This is a genomic window from Lysobacter sp. HA18 (assembly GCF_054057595.1).
The window spans coordinates 3,004,026-3,019,856 of record NZ_JBSRZL010000001.1 but is presented as its reverse complement, the minus strand read 5'-3'; the positions used below and the strand labels follow the sequence as shown (position 1 = coordinate 3,019,856).

General features: G+C 66.8%; 11 protein-coding genes and 1 pseudogene. 5 read left to right on the top strand and 7 right to left on the bottom strand.

The genetic code is table 11. The features are described from left to right. The first annotated feature begins 4 nt into the window (after positions 1-4). Positions 5-2,122 (top strand): penicillin-binding protein 2, encoded by a 2,118-nt coding sequence (mrdA, locus tag ACVWWW_RS14700; RefSeq protein ID WP_051234639.1) that lies wholly within the window; start codon positions 5-7, stop codon positions 2,120-2,122. Continuing rightward, a complete protein-coding gene (rodA, locus tag ACVWWW_RS14695) occupies positions 2,119-3,228 on the top strand; it encodes a rod shape-determining protein RodA (RefSeq protein WP_036140977.1) in 1,110 nt (369 codons plus the stop codon). The genes mrdA and rodA overlap by 4 nt, the downstream gene beginning before the upstream one ends. A gap of 6 nt (positions 3,229-3,234) precedes the next feature. Here rodA and ACVWWW_RS14690 read toward each other — a convergent pair whose 3' ends face one another. The 4 genes from ACVWWW_RS14690 to ACVWWW_RS14675 form a co-directional block, all read right to left on the bottom strand. Continuing rightward, positions 3,235-5,481, bottom strand: a complete 2,247-nt coding sequence (locus tag ACVWWW_RS14690) for an EAL domain-containing protein (RefSeq protein WP_051234641.1) — start codon at positions 5,479-5,481, stop codon at positions 3,235-3,237. Positions 5,482-5,651: 170 nt separating this feature from the next. Further along, positions 5,652-6,896 carry a multifunctional CCA addition/repair protein gene (locus ACVWWW_RS14685; RefSeq protein ID WP_027081750.1) on the bottom strand — a complete coding sequence of 415 codons (1,245 nt, stop codon included), beginning with the start codon at positions 6,894-6,896 and terminating at the stop codon, positions 5,652-5,654. Positions 6,897-6,898: 2 nt separating this feature from the next. Then, a complete protein-coding gene (locus ACVWWW_RS14680) occupies positions 6,899-7,273 on the bottom strand; it encodes a PH domain-containing protein (protein ID WP_027081751.1) in 375 nt (124 codons plus the stop codon). Between the two features lie 36 nt (positions 7,274-7,309). Further along, positions 7,310-9,316: a lytic transglycosylase domain-containing protein gene (locus tag ACVWWW_RS14675; RefSeq protein ID WP_051234744.1), complete on the bottom strand. Its 2,007-nt coding sequence runs from the start codon at positions 9,314-9,316 to the stop codon at positions 7,310-7,312. 452 nt (positions 9,317-9,768) lie between these two features. On the opposite strand from ACVWWW_RS14675, the pseudogene ACVWWW_RS14670 reads away from it, so the two are divergent. The 3 genes and pseudogenes from ACVWWW_RS14670 to ACVWWW_RS14660 form a co-directional block, all read left to right on the top strand. Beyond that, a pseudogene (locus ACVWWW_RS14670) lies at positions 9,769-10,257 on the top strand (TonB-dependent receptor plug domain-containing protein); the annotation flags it as partial. Positions 10,258-10,510: 253 nt separating this feature from the next. After that, entirely contained in the window at positions 10,511-12,670 is a 2,160-nt protein-coding gene (locus ACVWWW_RS14665) for a TonB-dependent receptor domain-containing protein (protein WP_456998725.1), read from the top strand. 272 nt (positions 12,671-12,942) lie between these two features. Further along, positions 12,943-13,740, top strand: a complete 798-nt coding sequence (locus ACVWWW_RS14660) for a hypothetical protein (RefSeq protein WP_155914084.1) — start codon at positions 12,943-12,945, stop codon at positions 13,738-13,740. A 9-nt stretch (positions 13,741-13,749) separates the two neighbouring features. Here the strand turns inward: ACVWWW_RS14660 and ACVWWW_RS14655 are convergent, their stop codons facing one another. From ACVWWW_RS14655 to ACVWWW_RS14645, 3 genes are read right to left on the bottom strand one after another with little or no spacing between them, the layout of a single operon-like run. After that, positions 13,750-14,085, bottom strand: a complete 336-nt coding sequence (locus tag ACVWWW_RS14655; protein ID WP_027081753.1) for a zinc ribbon domain-containing protein YjdM — start codon at positions 14,083-14,085, stop codon at positions 13,750-13,752. Positions 14,086-14,134: 49 nt separating this feature from the next. Then, positions 14,135-14,872, bottom strand: coding sequence for an endonuclease/exonuclease/phosphatase family protein (locus ACVWWW_RS14650; RefSeq protein ID WP_027081754.1), 738 nt, complete (start codon positions 14,870-14,872; stop codon positions 14,135-14,137). Positions 14,873-14,903: 31 nt separating this feature from the next. Continuing rightward, positions 14,904-15,767 (bottom strand): thiol:disulfide interchange protein DsbA/DsbL, encoded by an 864-nt coding sequence (locus ACVWWW_RS14645; RefSeq protein WP_155914086.1) that lies wholly within the window; start codon positions 15,765-15,767, stop codon positions 14,904-14,906. Positions 15,768-15,831: the final 64 nt, after the last annotated feature.

Genomic DNA, 15,831 nt, shown 5'->3' with positions numbered 1-15,831 from the left:
CGCAATGGCACAGCGCAACCGACGCCGCATGAAGAATGCGGGCGCGGAAGCCGCGCAGTTCCGAGGTCGTGCGTTCCTCGCGCTGGCCTGCATCCTGGTCGCGCTGCTCGGCCTCGGCGGCTGGTACTTCCGGCTGCAGGTGCTGCAGCACGACGACTTCGTGACCCGTTCCGAAGCGAACCGCATCAAGTTGCAGCCCGTCGTGCCGGGTCGCGGGCTGATCTACGACCGCAAGGGCCGCATCCTCGCCGACAACGTGCCGGCGTGGCGCCTCGACGTCACGCCGAGCGAAGCCGGTGACATGGCGAAGTGGCTGCCGGGCATCGCGAAGATCATCGAGCTCGCGCCGGAAGACATCGAACGCTTCGACAACACGCGTCGCGGCTCGCGCGGCTTCAAGCCGATCACGCTGAAGATGCGTTTGAGCGACGAGGAAGCCGCGCGCTTCGCCGTCGATCGCTGGCGTTATCCGGGCGTCGAGCTCGTCTCGTATCTCAATCGTCGTTATCCGTACGGCGAGCTCACCGCGCACGTGATCGGTTATGTCGGTCGCGTCGACGAAGCCGACGCGAAGAATCTCGGCCCGGGCTTCGATGCACTCACGCACATCGGCAAGACCGGCCTGGAACGCGCGTACGAAGAACAGCTGCGCGGCAAGATCGGGTACGAGAAGGTCGAGACGAATGTCGAAGGCCGTCCGTTGCGCACCGTCGGCCGCGTGCCGGCACAGCCGGGCACGGACCTGCGACTGTCGATCGACATCGACCTGCAGCAGGCGATGGTCACCTCGTTCGGCGACATGGACGGCGCAGCGGTGGCGGTCGATCCGCAGACCGGCGACGTCCTCGCGATGGTCTCGCTGCCGTCGTACGACGCGAATCTTTTCGTCAACGGCATCACGCACAACAACTACAAGGCGCTGACGACGAATCCGTCGCGCCCGTTGTTCAATCGACCGGTGCTCGGCGGCGGCCCGCCGGGTTCCACCATCAAGCCCCTGTTCGGCCTTGCCGGCCTCGACAGCGGGCTGCGCACGCCGGAGACGGCGGTGTATTCGACCGGCGAGTTCCACATCCCCGGTCAGAGGCGCGGTTATCGCGACGCCGAGGGCGGTGCGGGCTGGACCGACCTTCGCAAGTCGATCGCGCATTCCGTCAACTTCTACTACTACAAGCTCGCGTTCGACATGGGCATCCAGAAGTTCGATGCCTACATGCGCAGTTTCGGCTTCGGCCAGAAGAGCGGTATCGACCTGCTCGGCGAAAACGTCGGCATCGTTCCATCGCCCGAGTGGAAGGCCAAGCGCAGCAAGGAGCCGTGGTACGCGGGCGAAACCGTGATCTCGGGCATCGGGCAGGGCTACTGGGTGGCGACGGTGCTGCAGCTCGCGCGCGGTGTTTCGGCGATCGCCAATGGCGGCGCGCTGCATCCGCTGCACCTGGTGATGGCCACGCGTGACCGCTACAACGGCCCATGGACGCCGACGCCGCATCCGCCCGGCCCGCGCATCACGCAGAACGAAGCGCATTTGCGTGCGGTGCAGGAAGGCATGATCGCGACGGTGCATGGCGGCGGCACCGCAGCCGGGATCGCGCGCGGCCTCACTTACCAGATGGCGGGCAAGACCGGCACGGCGCAGAAGGTCGGTCGACAGGGCGGTCGCAATGTCGACCCGCATGCGCTGCCGTTCAACCTGCGCCACCAGGCTTTGTTCGTCGCCTACGCGCCGGCCGATAACCCACGCATCGCGATCGCGGTGTCCGTGGAGCATGGCGGCTTCGGCGCGTCGTCGGCCGCGCCAATCGCGCGCAAGGTGTTCGACGCGTGGCTGACCGGCAAGATGCCGGAACCGGCCGAAGGCGTGCAGCGGTCGCCGCAGGGTGGTGCGCCGCTCGACTATGTGCCGCCAACCACGGTCCCGACGTCCGCGCCTCCGCCCAAGCCCGCGAGCAAGCCGGACGCGAAGCCGGAGTTGCCCACCGGCGAGCCGGAAGATGGAGAAGACGTTCCCACCTCGCCGCAGCCGGCGACCACCGCCCCGCCCGTCGCGAACGCACGCGGTGAAGCCGCGGCGCGGCGTGCACTCGCCGTGCTGAAGACATTGCAGGGTGGCGCGCGATGATCCTGCTGCGCTGGCTGTACGACATGGTGCAGCGCTTCACGCGCACGCTGGACCTGCCACTGCTCGGCGCACTGCTCGCGCTCATGGTGATCGGCCTCGCGGTGATCTACAGCGCAGGCGATGGTTCCATGCGCATGGTGATGGCGCGCGGCGCGCACTACGGCCTCGGCCTCACCGCGATGTGGGCGATCTCGCGCATCCCCGTGCATCAGCTGCGCAACTGGACGCCGTATCTCTACGGCGCGTCGATCGTGCCGCTGCTGATCGTGCTGATCATCGGCCGCGGCAAGCACGGCAACCTGTGGATCAACCTCGGCATCTTCTATTTCCAGCCGTCGGAAGTGCTCAAGCTGAGCCTGCCGATGATGGTCGCCTGGTATCTCAACCGTCGCCCGTTGCCGCCCAGCTTCAAGGTGACGATGGTCGCCGCGACGATCATTGCCGTGCCGACGCTGCTCATCCTGAAGCAGCCCGACTTCGGCACCGCGATGCTCGTCGCGTTGAGTGGCGCGTTCGTTCTGTATCTCGCCGGCCTGTCGTGGTGGTGGTTCGTCGCTGCGGGCGCGGGCGTCGCAAGCGCCGCACCGGTGGCGTGGTTCTTCCTGCTGCGTCCGTACCAGAAGGACCGCATCCTCACCTTCCTCAATCCGGAATCCGATCCGCTGGGTTCCGGCTGGAACATCATCCAGTCGAAGATCGCGATCGGCGCCGGCGGTTTCACCGGCAAGGGCTGGATGCACGGCTCGCAGTCGCACCTCAACTACCTTCCCGAGCACACTACCGACTTCGTGTTCGCGGTGCTGAGCGAGGAGTTCGGTTGGGTTGGCGTCATCACCGTGATCGCGCTCTACATGTTCGTGATCGCGCGCTGCCTGTGGATCGCGGTCGAAGCACGCGACGGTTACTCGCGCCTGATCGCAGGTGCACTCGCGATGGCGTTCTGCGTGTACGTGATCGTCAACGGCGGAATGATCGCCGGGCTGTTGCCCGTGGTCGGCGTGCCGATGCCGTTGCTGAGCTATGGCGGCACGTCGGCGGTGTCACTGCTCGCGGGGCTTGGCGTGGTGATGGCGGTGAAGGCGCACCGGCCGACGTACGGGCGCTAGCCGCGCTCAGTGCGTGTCGATGAGTTGCGCGCGATTGTGCGCGTCGTCGAACGTCGCCGCGGGTGCCGGCCGACCGAACAGATAGCCCTGGCCGAACGTGCAGCCGATCGCTTCGAGCGCCTCGTGCTGCGCAGCGGTTTCGATGCCTTCCGCGACCACATCGAGACCCAGCGCGTGCGACAGGTCGATGACCGCACGTACCACGGCGGATGCGACCGACGGTTCGCCTGGCTGCAGCTCGGTGATGAACGAGCGGTCGAGCTTGATGGTGTGGAAGCGGAACCGGTGCAGGTAGCTCATCGACGAGTAGCCGGTGCCGAAATCGTCCAGCGCGGTGTAAACGCCCGCGGCGCGCAGGCGGTCGAGGCAGGCGCCCACCCGATCGGGATTCGCGATCAGCGCGCCTTCGGTGATCTCGATGCGCAGCTGGGCCGGTGGCACGCCGTGGGTATCGAGCAGTGCGAGCAGACGTACGTCGAGATCGTCCGCAAGAAAATGTCGCGGCGAGACGTTGATGTTCACGTACTGGCCGGGCTGCAGCAGCGTCGGTATCGCGCGGCACACCGCGTCATAGAGTTGCCAGTCGAGCGCTTCGAGCATGCCGCAGGCTTCCGCGACGCGCATGAACGCATCGGACAGGCGAACCACGGGTTGAAAATACGGCTCGCATTCGCGTCGCGCGATCGCCAGCCTCAGATCGCCTTCGAGTGCGAGAAGTTCCAGCGCTTCGTGATGCAACTGTTCGTCGAACAGCTCGAACCCACCGCGCGCCTTTTCCTTGACGCGATACATGGCGATGTCGGCGTCGCGCAGCAGCTCCTCCGGCGACGTGTAAGCCTCACTGCTGACGGCAATGCCGACGCTCACGCCGCTGAAGAGCTCCTTGTCGGCAACACGCACCGGTTCGCGCAGTGCCTCGATGAGGCGTTGCGCAAGGCGCACCGGCGCTTCGTTTCCATCGATGCCATGCATGATCACAGCGAACTCGTCACCACCCAGGCGTGCGACGACGTCCGGCGGGCGCAGGCAGTCCGAGAAACGCTGCGCAACGATCTTCAGGAGCTCATCGCCGACCGCGTGGCCGACGCTGTCGTTGATGATCTTGAAGCGATCGAGGTCGAGGAACAGCACCGCGAAGCGCTGCGATGAATCGCGCACCTGCGTCGCCATCGCGCGGGCGAGGTGGTCGCGCAGATAGGCGCGGTTCGGCAGCCCGGTCAGCGGGTCGTGCAGCACCTCGTGCTGCAGTCGTTTTTCGATCGCCCGACGCACCGTGATCTGCTGCTCGAGCTCGGCGGTCTGGTGTTCCAGGCGCTCGAATGCGTGCTTGCGGTCGATCGCGGTCACGATGTGCGTGCCGACGTAGGCCAGCAGTTCGCGTTCGACCGCCGAATAAAGCCCGGCGGTTTCGTAGCTCTGCACCACCAGTGCGGCACGCACCTGACCGCCGCTGATGATCGGCACGCCGAGCCAGTCCTCCGCGCCCGGGCCAATCACTGCGAGTGGGCCGGACACGTCGCGATAGAGCTTCGACGTCGGACCCATCAACGGCTGCGCACCGCGGATGACGTGCCAGGTCAGGCTGCCTTCGACCTGCGACATCGGCTCGATCGCGTTCGGGTCCTGCCAGTCGTCATCGGCGACGTCGGCGAAATAGATGAAGCGGATGGTGTCGCTGTCGGCGTCGTACAGCGCGATGAAGAAATTCTCGGCGTACATCAGCCGGCCGACGATGCGATGCAGCCCGGCAAGCATCGTCGGCATGTCGAGGTCGGAGCTCGCCATGTCGGTGATTTCGTACAACGCGCGCTGCAGGCGCTCGGCCTGTTCCAGCCGCGTCACGGAGGCCTGCAGGTGTGCCTTGTCGAGGATGTTGGATATCAGCGGCTCGGCTGCAGTCGCCCATTGCATCAAGTCCGCGCGCACCGTGTCGCCATCGACGATGAGCGCCGCCCAGGGCGCTGCGTCATCGCCTGCCAGTTTCAGAACCGTGCCGCCCGATGAAAGGTTTGCGGTTTCACCGGGCCGGATCGCTTCGATGGCCGTGACGTCGTGCGTCAGCGACGGACGCGGTGGAACGCTTTCGACGTCAGCGGACACATCCAGTCGCCACACGAGCGTCGCAGTTGCGCCGGCGCGTGCACGAACGATTTCCGCCACAGCCTGCATGTCCGCCGCACGCAACAACGCCGGACCGTCTTGGCCCGGCGCCGGCAGGGACGCAGCTGACGCGCTGTCGATCGAAAGCTTCATGGATCGCGTGGATGACGCCCCGATGGGAAGACGAAATGCAGCCACGGCCGGAACCGGCGTGGATGGGCGTCCATTTCCCTGCATCAACCGTGCCGACGATAGGAGGCGGCGGGTCCGCTGTCCGTGACGCCGGCCTCCGTGCGCGCCGTGCCGGGCCGCGGACGGCTACTTCAGGGCTTCTTGCCGGTCGCCTGCACGATTGCGCGGATGCGCTCTCGACGCAGTGCTTCGCCCAAGGCAGGCCCGGTAATGCCACGCTCGGTCAGCGCATCCGTGCGTACCGCACGCGCGACCGCGAGTGCCTGAAGCAACCCCGCACGTGGCGGGTAGGGTTCGTTCTCGAGGCCCAGCCGCCCGCGCTTGTCGGCCTCGCACGCGATGCCGAGCTGTTCGATGCGCTGTGGATTGCGGAACCCGTCGCAGCGTTGCAGCAGGTCGTGCACGGTGCTCGCGCGCAGGTCGGCGAAGCGGTGTACGTTGAGATGTTCGCGACAGACGAGTGTTGCGAGCTGCCGATGCGCGGTCGGCACTTTCAGGCGGTCGCACAACTCGCGCAGTGGTGCGACGCCCGCCTGTTCGTGGCCGATGTGTTTGGGCAGCACGTCGTCGGGCGTCAGCGCCTTGCCGAGGTCGTGCGTCAATGCGGCAAAGCCGATGACGTCGTCGCCGGGCGCGAGCGTCGCCGCCATGTCGCAGACCATTTCTACATGTACGCCGGTGTCGACTTCCGGATGGTATTCGGCGCGTTGCGGCACGCCGTAAAGTGCTTCGACTTCGGGAAGAATCACCGCGAGCGCGCCGGCATCGTGCAGCGTGCGCAGGAACGCCGACGGCTTCGCGCTCGCCACCGAGCGCCGCAACTCCTGCCAGACGCGCTCGGGTGTGAGGTCGGCGAGTTCGCCCGATGCCGCCATCTCACGCATCAGCGCCATCGTTTCCGGCGCGACGGTAAAGCCGAGTGGCGCAAGCCGTGCCATGAAGCGCGCTGCACGCAATACGCGCAATGGATCTTCGACGAAGGCCTCGCCGACATGACGCAGCACGCGTCGCTCGAGATCGACCACGCCGCCGATGGGATCGACGATGTCACCCTCGCTGCCGTCGTCGCGAATCTCGCGTGCGATCGCATTGATGGTGAAGTCGCGACGTTGCAGGTCTTCTTCCAGCGTCACCGAAGGATCGGCGTCGACGACGAAGCCGCGATAGCCGCGTCCCGATTTGCGTTCGGTGCGTGCGAGCGCGTACTCCTCGCCGGTCTGCGGATGCAGGAACACCGGGAAGTCGCGGCCGACCGGCTTGTAGCCGGCGTCGAGCATCTGCTGCGGCGTGGCGCCGACGACGACGAAGTCGCGGTCGCCGGGCGTCGCGCCCAGCAACGGATCGCGCACCGCGCCGCCGACGAGGTAGACCTTCATGCTCAGCGCGTGGCCTGGGCGAGGATGGCGACGATGTCGCGCGCGCCGGTGCCGCGATCCAGTGCGCGCTTGATCGGTTCGGCTTGCCCCGACACCCAGATCGACAGGTCGCTCTCGAGGTCGAAGTGGCCGGCGGTCTCGACCGAGTACATCACGATCGCGCGATACGGAATGCTGAGGTAGCGCGTCTTCTTGCCGGTCACGCCTTCCTTGTCGACGATGATCATGCGTCGATCGGTGAACACGATCAGGTCGCGCACGAAGGCGAAGGCGCGCTGCAGAACTTCACCGCTGGCGAGCAGGGGGCCGAATTCTTCCTGCAGATCCGCGACGTCCTTTTCGCCGGCGCGGCCGAGCAATGTGTCGAGCAGTCCCATGGCGGTCTCCGTGCGTGGGGAACGCCTAAGGATGCCTCAGCCGCGACGCGATTTCGGCGGCAATGCCTGCGGCGCGGCCGGCGTGATCGCCAGCGGGCACGAGAACGAGGTGCGCTGCCCGCCGAAATTGCCGCGCATGCGGTCGCTGATGCGCAGCGCGTCGCCGGTCATGCGCCAGTCGTAGAGCACGCTGAAGGCGAGCACGCGCGCGACGTAATCGCGCGTTTCCTTGTAGGTGATCGTCTCGATCCAGAAGTCCGGATCCATGCCCGGATGCTGCGACTTCCAGCGCGCGAGCGGCGCGGGCCCGGCGTTGTAGCCGGCCAGCGTGTAGTACGGCTTGCCTTCGCCGTAGCCGTCGAGCAACTGGCGTAGGTAGGCGCTGCCGAGAATGATCGAGGTGTCGGGGTCGTACAGGCTCGATTCCCCCGACCACGGCATGCCGACGCGCGATGCGGTGGCCGCGCCGGTCGACGGAATCAGCTGCATCAGGCCGATCGCGTTCGCGCCCGATCGCGCCTTGGGATTGAACACGCTCTCGGCGCGGATCTCGGCGGCGACCCACGCCGGATCCAGGCCGTTCTTCTGCGCCTCGCGACGGATCGTCGCCTCGTGGTGGATCGGGAAGCGCAGCGTGTACAGGCGCAGCTCTTCCGCGTCCGGCTTGCCGAGCGAGAACACCGCGCGGTCATACCAGCCATGCTGCTGCGCGAGCTCGACCGCGGTGATACGACGCGACGCATCGAAGCGCGTCAGCGCGTCATTCCATTCGGCGGTCGCCCAGCCGGGGCGATCGATGTCCCACAAGGCGAGCGAACGCTGCAGCGCCGGATCCGCTGCGACGGCGGAGCGCACCGACGGCGAATCGCCCGGAATCCACGGGCACAGCGTGTACGACTGGCCGAGTCGATCGGCGGCGAGGAAGCCGTGGAATTCCGGCTTCGACGCGGCTGCGCGATACAGGCGCTGCGCGTTCGCACGATCGCCCTGCATCTCCGAAAGCCGCGCCTCGAAGTACTGCCAACGCGAATCGTCGCGCTGCGGCGACGGCATGGAACGGATCGCCGCGAGCGCGGCCGGCCAATCCGAACGCGACATCGCTTCACGCGCGCGCCATTCACGCAGGCGGTCGTCATATGCGGACGCCGGTACCGCGGCGAGCTTCTGCGCGGCGCCGGGCTCGAACGACGACGCGGTCCACAGCGCGGCCTGGTACAGCACGCGGCCACGCTCGACATCGGTGAAGCCCAGCGTCGGGCCGAACTTGTCGAGTTGCGCCTGCGCGTCCTGCGGCACCGACTTGGCGTAACGCGCAAGCCCGTACGACGCGATGCGACGGCTGCGGTCGGTCTTCGGCCATTGCAACGCGCGATTGTTGAGCGCTTCGACGAAGGACGCGTAGTCGTTGCCGAGCGCCGCCTCATCCGCGGGCAGACCGCGGGCGGCGGTGCGCATGACCGCCGGCTGCCACGCTTCCGCGGCCTTTTCGAGACGTTCCCAACGCAGTGCGGGCGTCAGGCCGCCACGCGCATCGAGCGCGGTGAACACCGGATCGCATTGCGACGGCAGCGACTCGGCGGCTTCGCGCCAGATCGTCTGCGCCTGCTGTGTCCATTCCGGCGTGGTGCGACCCAGCGCGGCCTGCGCCTGCAATCCGCTGCAGCGAAGGCCGACATCCTTGATCGTCGGTTTCCACGCGGCATCAACGGCCGCCCAGTCCTGACGACGCGTTGCCTCGGCGATCCAAACCGAACGAAAGGTTTCGCCGACCGCCTGGCCGCCGTAGCGGCTCAGGAAACTGTCGGCGCGCGCGCGGTCGAGCGAGCTCAGGTCGCGTCGCAGCGTCGCGTATTCGATCCAGCCGTACAGCGGATGACGCACGAGATCCGCATACGCAGCGGCGTCGAACGTGCCGGCTTCCGCGGCGGCAAGCGCTTCGCGCACGCGACCCAGCTGCGGGTCGATTCGCGGCGCGGGCAGTGAAGGCGAAACGGGCGCGATCGGCGTCGCCGTGCCCGCGGCTTTCGCGTCAGGCGGCGGCATTTGCGCGCAGGCCGGCATGGTCGCGGCCAGCACGCAGGCGAGGATCGATGACGTCGGCAGCAGGCGGAAATAGCGCATCGCCCGACTATAGCGATGCATTCTGAATTGGCCGTGCGCATCGGCTTCACGTAGCGCGGATCGATGAGCGAAGTCGCGGACGGCCGGTGCGCGAAGAGTGCATGCATCGACGCACGCATCCGGGAGCTTTCTGGCCGCATCGACGCAGCAAGAGACACGCAACGAACTCGCTAAACGCGCATCGCCAGCCGCGGCGGCCACAGCCGCTGCCGATCTGCACGGCCGCTCGCGAAACGCGCCGCTTATCGGCCGAACAGGGCAATGCTGAAGTTTGGCGCTTGTCGCAGGTTCACGAAACCTTTACAAGCACGTGACGTCGCAGGAACGAAGCGACGTAGCCCTGCTTTGTGCATTTCTTACGGAGAGAGAGATCGATGAAAGCGTTGCGGCGTCACTCATTGGCAAAAGCCATCCAGTTGTCCATCCTCGTCGCGCTGCCCGGCTTCGCCGCCGCCCAGACCGCGACGCCCCCGGCGACATCCCAGTCGCCCCAGCAGCTCGATACGGTAACGATCACCGGTTCGCGCATCCGCCAGACGGAAAAGGTCACCAGTCAGCCGGTCGCGGTCATCACCCGCCAGCAGATCGACCAGAGCGGCGCGACCTCGATCGGTGACTTCCTGCAGACGCTCACCGCCAGCGGTAAGGCGCTGAACGCCAAGTTCAATTCGTCCGGCAACTTCGGTTATCCGGCCAGCGGCGGCGGCATCGGCGCCGGTTCGGCGCAGGTCGACCTTCGCAACCTCGGCAGCCAGCGCGTGCTGGTGCTGGTCGACGGCATCCGCTGGGTCAACGAGTCCTCCGCCTCGGGCGTGAGCGGTTCGGCCGACCTCAACACCATTCCGCTCGCCATCGTCGAGCGCATCGAAGTGCTGGAAGACGGCGCGTCGGCGATCTACGGTTCCGACGCGATCGCGGGCGTGGTGAACATCATCACCCGCAAGAAGTTCGACGGCGTGCAGTTTCACCTGAAGGAAGGCAGCTACGGCCACGGTGGCGACGACACCGAAGCGGACATCACCGTCGGTGGCAGCAGCGACAACTTCAGCGGCGGTGCTGAGCGCGTCGTTCGTCGACCAGCGCGGCATCAGCTCGAGCGAGTGGGACCAGTCGTCGATGCCCGTTCCCGGCGCAGGCCTAGGCGCCGGCAGCTCGGCCGTACCGCAGGGTCGCTTCACGTTCTGCGATCCGCGCATCGCGACGCCGGGCACGCCGGGCTATTGCGACGCGGCAGGCGACGACTGGTTCGACCTGTCGCTCAACGGCGGCGCGCTGCCGAACTACAACGGCGGCAACCCGACCACCGCGCCGGGCACGTTCCACAACTTCACCAGCGCGGATCGCTTCAACTTCGCGCCGTACAACCTGTTGCTGACGCCGTCCAAGCGCAAGTCGCTGTTCGGTAGCGCGCGTTACGACATCAACGATTCGCTGTCGTTCCACGCCAAGGCGCTCTACAACAATCGCGTGTCGACCAACCAGGCTGCGCCGGAGCCGATCTTCGTCGGTCCGTTCACCGGGAGCGGCGGCATCGCGGATGGCATCTCCATCGCCGCGAACAACCCGTATAACCCGACCGGCATAACGCTGGATCCTGCCACGAACTTCGGCTGGGTGACCAAGCGTCCGCTCGAACTCGGGCCGCGCATCTTCCGCCAGGACGTCGACACCTGGTACGTGGGCCTGGGCTTCGACGGTGCGTTCCAGGCGGGTGGCCACAACTTCAACTGGAACTTCGACTACGCGCACTCGGAGAACAAGGCCGAGCAGCAGTTCCTCAACGGCTTCAACGTCGCCAAGCTCAAGCTCGCACTGGGCGACGTGAACGTCTGCGCGGCCGTGCCAGGCTGCGTGCCGCTCGACCTGTTCGGCGGCCAGACGCGTCCGATGACGCAGGCGATGCTCAATTACATCACCACCGATCAGCGCGATTCGTCCAAGCAGGTGCTCGACCTGTTCACGGCGAACATCACCGGCGATCTGTGGCAGATGGGCGATCGCAGCGCGGGCTTCGCGCTCGGCGCGGAACACCGCAAATACCAAGGTGAATTCAATCCCGATCCGCTGCGCCAGAGCGGCGAGTCTCAGGATTCGTTCGCGTCGCCGATCACTGCCGAATACACGGTCAACGAGATCTACGGCGAGTTGCAGGTGCCGTGGGCGGACGTGTTCAGCACCGACTTCGCGCTGCGCTATTCGGACTACTCGACCTTTGGCGGCGTAACGACGGGCAAGGTCGGCTTCAAGTGGCAGCCAATCAAAGACCTCGTCCTGCGCGGCACCTACTCGACCGGCTTCCGCGCACCGAACCTCGGTGAGCTCTACGGCCTGACGCAGTTCGGCGCGACGCTGGTCGACCCCTGCGGCCCGACCGGCAACCCGGGCGGCGAAGCGCAGTACCGCGCGGCGTGTACGGCGGCCGGCGTCTCGCCGAGCTTCGAGCAGGCGAACACGCAGATCACGACCTACACCGGCGGTAACAAGGCACTGCAGCCGGAGAAGTCGAAGAACTACAACCTAGGCTTCGTGTGGTCGCCCGCGTTCGCCAGCGAGTGGTCGTCGCGTTTCGACCTCGAGTCGAGCTACTTCCACTACACGGTTGACGATGGCATCCAGGCGCCGGACATCCAGGCCCTGCTCAACGGCTGTTACAGCGGCAAGATCAGCGGCGCCGCGTGCTCGGGCTTCACGCGCGGCGCGGGCGGGAACCTGAATCCGCCGACCGACTTCTTGTCCAACCTGGGCTCCATCACCACCAGCGGCGTCGACATCAAGGCGAACTGGGTCGGCCACGACATGAGCTGGGGCACGCCGAGCATCTCGCTGCAGGCGACCCACACCATCGGCTTCAGCGCGGTCGACAAGGACGGCAACAAGACGCAGCAGGAAGTGGGCATCGAGGTCAGCGACAGCGCGATTCCGTCGTGGCAGGCCAATACCCAGTTCGGCTGGAAGATGGGCGACTGGGACGTCAACTGGGCGGTGCGCTACATCAGTGACGTCGAGGAAGCCTGCGCCAACGCGGCGAAGACGCCGGCATCGGGTTGCCCCAGCGCGGCGGGCTTCAACCACCTCGGCGCGACGACGTACCACGACGTCCAGGCCGCGTGGAACCACGCGTTCGGTGCGGATGGCCTGAAGCTGACGTTCGGCATCAACAACCTGTTCAACAAGAGCGCGCCGATCTGCGTGACGTGCTCGCTGAACGGCTACGACGCTGGTACGTACGACCTGCCGTGGCGCTTCTGGTACCTGGATCTGGTCTACAAGTTCTGATCGAACGGGACCCGTTTCCCGCGGGATCGACGGCCGGTGGCTCGCCCACCGGCCGTTTTTTTATGCGCGTGATGCGCACGGCGGTGGTACCGGCCGACGACATTGCTGCCTTGGGAAAACGGTGTGCGACGCTGGCGTCGCACACCACGCCTTCCTGCTGCCGCTCGCACCCGCCGACGCACCGGTGGCGACGATCGCCTGATCGTTACCGTCGCGCGGATTGAGACGCGCGACGACGACACTGGCTCGACACTCCGAAGGTCGAGATACGCGTGTCCGCCGCTCCCGCCGAAGCCTCGCCGATGAGCGACGCGAAGATCACCGCCCACGACCTCTGCGTCGCCCTCAAGCTCGCGCATCCGGCCGACGAGTTCGTCACCGTATTCGAAGTGCGTGAGGCGACCGGCACCGTGCACGGTTCGCGCGCCGATGCGGTGGTGATGTCGCTGCATGCGTCGCGCGGGTTCGAACTCACCGGTTTCGAGTTCAAGTGCGCGCGCGGCGACTGGCTGGCCGAGCTGAAGAACCCGACCAAGGCCGATCGCATCGCGCGTTACTGCGATCGCTGGTGCGTGTTCGCGGCGCCGGGCGTGGTCAAGGAAGGCGAATTGCCGGTCGGCTGGGGCCTTTGGGAGCTGCGCACGGGCGGCGTCATCCATCGCCGCGTGGTGCCGGCCACGCGCGAACCCGAACCGATGCCACGCCCGTTCCTCGCGTCGTTCATGCGCGCACGTGCGAAGTTCGATACCGATGAACTCGCCGCGCTCGCCTCGCATTATCGTCGCGAGTTCGAACGTCAGCAGCGTGCGCGCGAAGAGGCCGCGGATGGCGATCCGGTGCTGCGTCGCGAGCGCGAGCGGCTGAGTGAAGGGCTGCGCAAGCTCGACGAAATCCGGCGCGCGACGGGCATCGATCTCGGCGACTACACGCCATCGCGGCGCTGGATCGAACGCATGCGCCTAGCCGACAGCCCGCGGCTGGAGCACGCGTTGAAGTTGTTGCGCGATGTCTTCGCGGACGACGAGCTGCGCAAGCGTGTCGACATCGCGATGCGTCGCGACGACGACTGAAGTCGCGCGTTACGCCTTTCGCACGAACTCCGACTTCAGCTTCATCGGGCCGAAGCCGTCGATCTTGCAGTCGATGTCGTGGTCTTCGTCGACCAAGCGGATGTTACGCACCTTGGTGCCGGCCTTGAGCGCGCTGCTCGCGCCCTTGACCTTCAGGTCCTTGATCACGGTGACCGAGTCGCCGTCGGCGAGGACGTTGCCGACCGCGTCGCGGTGCACGCGCGCTTCGTCCGACGCCTCCGCGGACAGAGTCCATTCGTGCCCGCATTCCGGGCAGACGTGCATCGCGCCGTCGACGTAGGTCAGCGCGGAGCCGCAGGCGGGGCAGTTCGGAAGGTCGGTCATCAGCGGCTCGTGTTGCGACATCACGATGGACGCCGCGGGTTCGCCTGCATCACTGCAGGCAGCGCTCCGGCACGTCGAGTTCGACGGACAGCGCGAGGTGATCAGAAAACGCGGCCGGCATCGCGCGCCGCTCGTGCTGGCGCAAGCCGTTGCCGACCAGGATGTGGTCGATCGCGCGTGCCGGCGCCCAGCTCGGGAACGTCGGAATCTCCTGCGGCGACGGCTGCAGCCGCGTGCGCTTGAACAGCACTTCCATTTCGGGCTGTTCGACCGTGCAGTTGAAGTCGCCCATCAGCACGGCGTGCGGATCGTCGGCGAGCAGCTCGGCGATGAAACCGAGCTGCGCGATCCGCGACGATGCGCCGAGCGAAAGATGCGCGACCGCGATCGTCAACGGCGTATCGCAACGGCCGAAACGCGCGAGCATCACTCCACGGCCTTTGACGCGGCCGGGCAACGAATGCACGACGACTTCGGTCGGCTCGAGCTTGCTCAGCAAGCCATTCGCGCTCGACGCCACGCCGCCGACGCGCCGGTTCGGCTGGTGGCTCCAGTAGGCGAAGCCGGCGCGCTGCGCGAGGTAATGCGTCTGGTTGGTGAAACCCGAGCGCAGGCTGCCCGGGTCGCTTTCCTGCAGGCCGACGATGTCGTGGCCTGCAGCAAGCTGCGCGATGGTGTCGAGCGCGGCGCGCTTGTCGCCCATCGGCAATACATGCGACCAGCTGCGGGCGACGTAGTCGTGGTAGCCGCGCGTGCTCGACCCGGCCTGGATGTTCGCACTCAGCAACTTGATCCGACGATCGCCCACGTCCTGTCCGTCAGCCGCCGGTGGCGGGCGCGGCGGGTGCAGCAGGCGCTGTGGCAGCGCCACCGCCCGACATCGCGGCGCGTTCCATCGCGATCAGGTGGTCGGCGATGCGCAACACGTCGTCGTAGCTCTTGCCGCCGGTGACGCGGTACTTGCCGTCGATCACGATGGTGGGCGTACCGGACACGCCGGCCTTGGTCATCCACTGACGGCCCTGGTTGACCTTCGTCGACACCGCGAAGCTGTGCATCATGTCGAGGAACTGCTTCGGGTTCGCGCCGTACTGCGCATAGAAGTTCGCGATCTTCTGCTCGTCCGGCGGGTCGCCTTCACCCGGCATGCTGTCCTTGACGTGGATCGCGTCGATCAGCGCCATGTGCGTCTTCTCGACCAGACCGAGCTGCTCCGACACGTAGTACGCCTTCGCGTACGGATCCCATTCCGGGCCGAACGGTGCGGGCACGTAATGGAAGTTGACGTCGGCCGGAAGCTTCATGTGCCACGGCTCGACGGTCGGCGCGAAGCGCGCGCAGGCCGGGCAGACGTAGCCGAACACTTCGACCACCTCGATCTTGCCCGGCTCGGGCTGCCAGGGCTGGCCGCCGGCGATCTCTTCGTAATCGGTGCCGAGCACCGGCGGCGGACCCTGCGGCGGCACGATCGGGCCGGGCTGGCGCGTCGGCGCGGGCGTAGCCGTGGTGGGTGTCGTCGTGGTGTTCGATGCGGTGGCGCTCGTCGCGGCCGAGTCCGCCGGGGTCGACGGCGTGGCCTGCGTCGCATCGCCGCCCTTGCCGCAGGCGGTGGCCATCAGCGCGACGGCGAGCACCAGCGGGTAGCGCAGCATCGCCAGGCGCGGAAGGGAACGGATGAGCATCGGGACGATCTCCTTGCGGAAGCGGCGGCCAAGGCGCGCCGGTCGAGGGGAACAGCATAGCCGC

Bases quoted from the DNA above. Each gene is read 5' to 3' on its own strand.
- mrdA (WP_051234639.1), top strand. From the start codon at position 5: ATGGCACAGCGCAACCGACGCCGCATGAAGAATGCGGGCGCGGAAGCC.
- rodA (WP_036140977.1), top strand. From the start codon at position 2,119: ATGATCCTGCTGCGCTGGCTGTACGACATGGTGCAGCGCTTCACGCGC.
- ACVWWW_RS14690 (WP_051234641.1), bottom strand. From the start codon at position 5,481: ATGAAGCTTTCGATCGACAGCGCGTCAGCTGCGTCCCTGCCGGCGCCG.
- ACVWWW_RS14685 (WP_027081750.1), bottom strand. From the start codon at position 6,896: ATGAAGGTCTACCTCGTCGGCGGCGCGGTGCGCGATCCGTTGCTGGGC.
- ACVWWW_RS14680 (WP_027081751.1), bottom strand. From the start codon at position 7,273: ATGGGACTGCTCGACACATTGCTCGGCCGCGCCGGCGAAAAGGACGTC.
- ACVWWW_RS14675 (WP_051234744.1), bottom strand. From the start codon at position 9,316: ATGCCGCCGCCTGACGCGAAAGCCGCGGGCACGGCGACGCCGATCGCG.
- ACVWWW_RS14665 (WP_456998725.1), top strand. From the start codon at position 10,511: ATGCCCGTTCCCGGCGCAGGCCTAGGCGCCGGCAGCTCGGCCGTACCG.
- ACVWWW_RS14655 (WP_027081753.1), bottom strand. From the start codon at position 14,085: ATGACCGACCTTCCGAACTGCCCCGCCTGCGGCTCCGCGCTGACCTAC.
- ACVWWW_RS14645 (WP_155914086.1), bottom strand. From the start codon at position 15,767: ATGCTCATCCGTTCCCTTCCGCGCCTGGCGATGCTGCGCTACCCGCTG.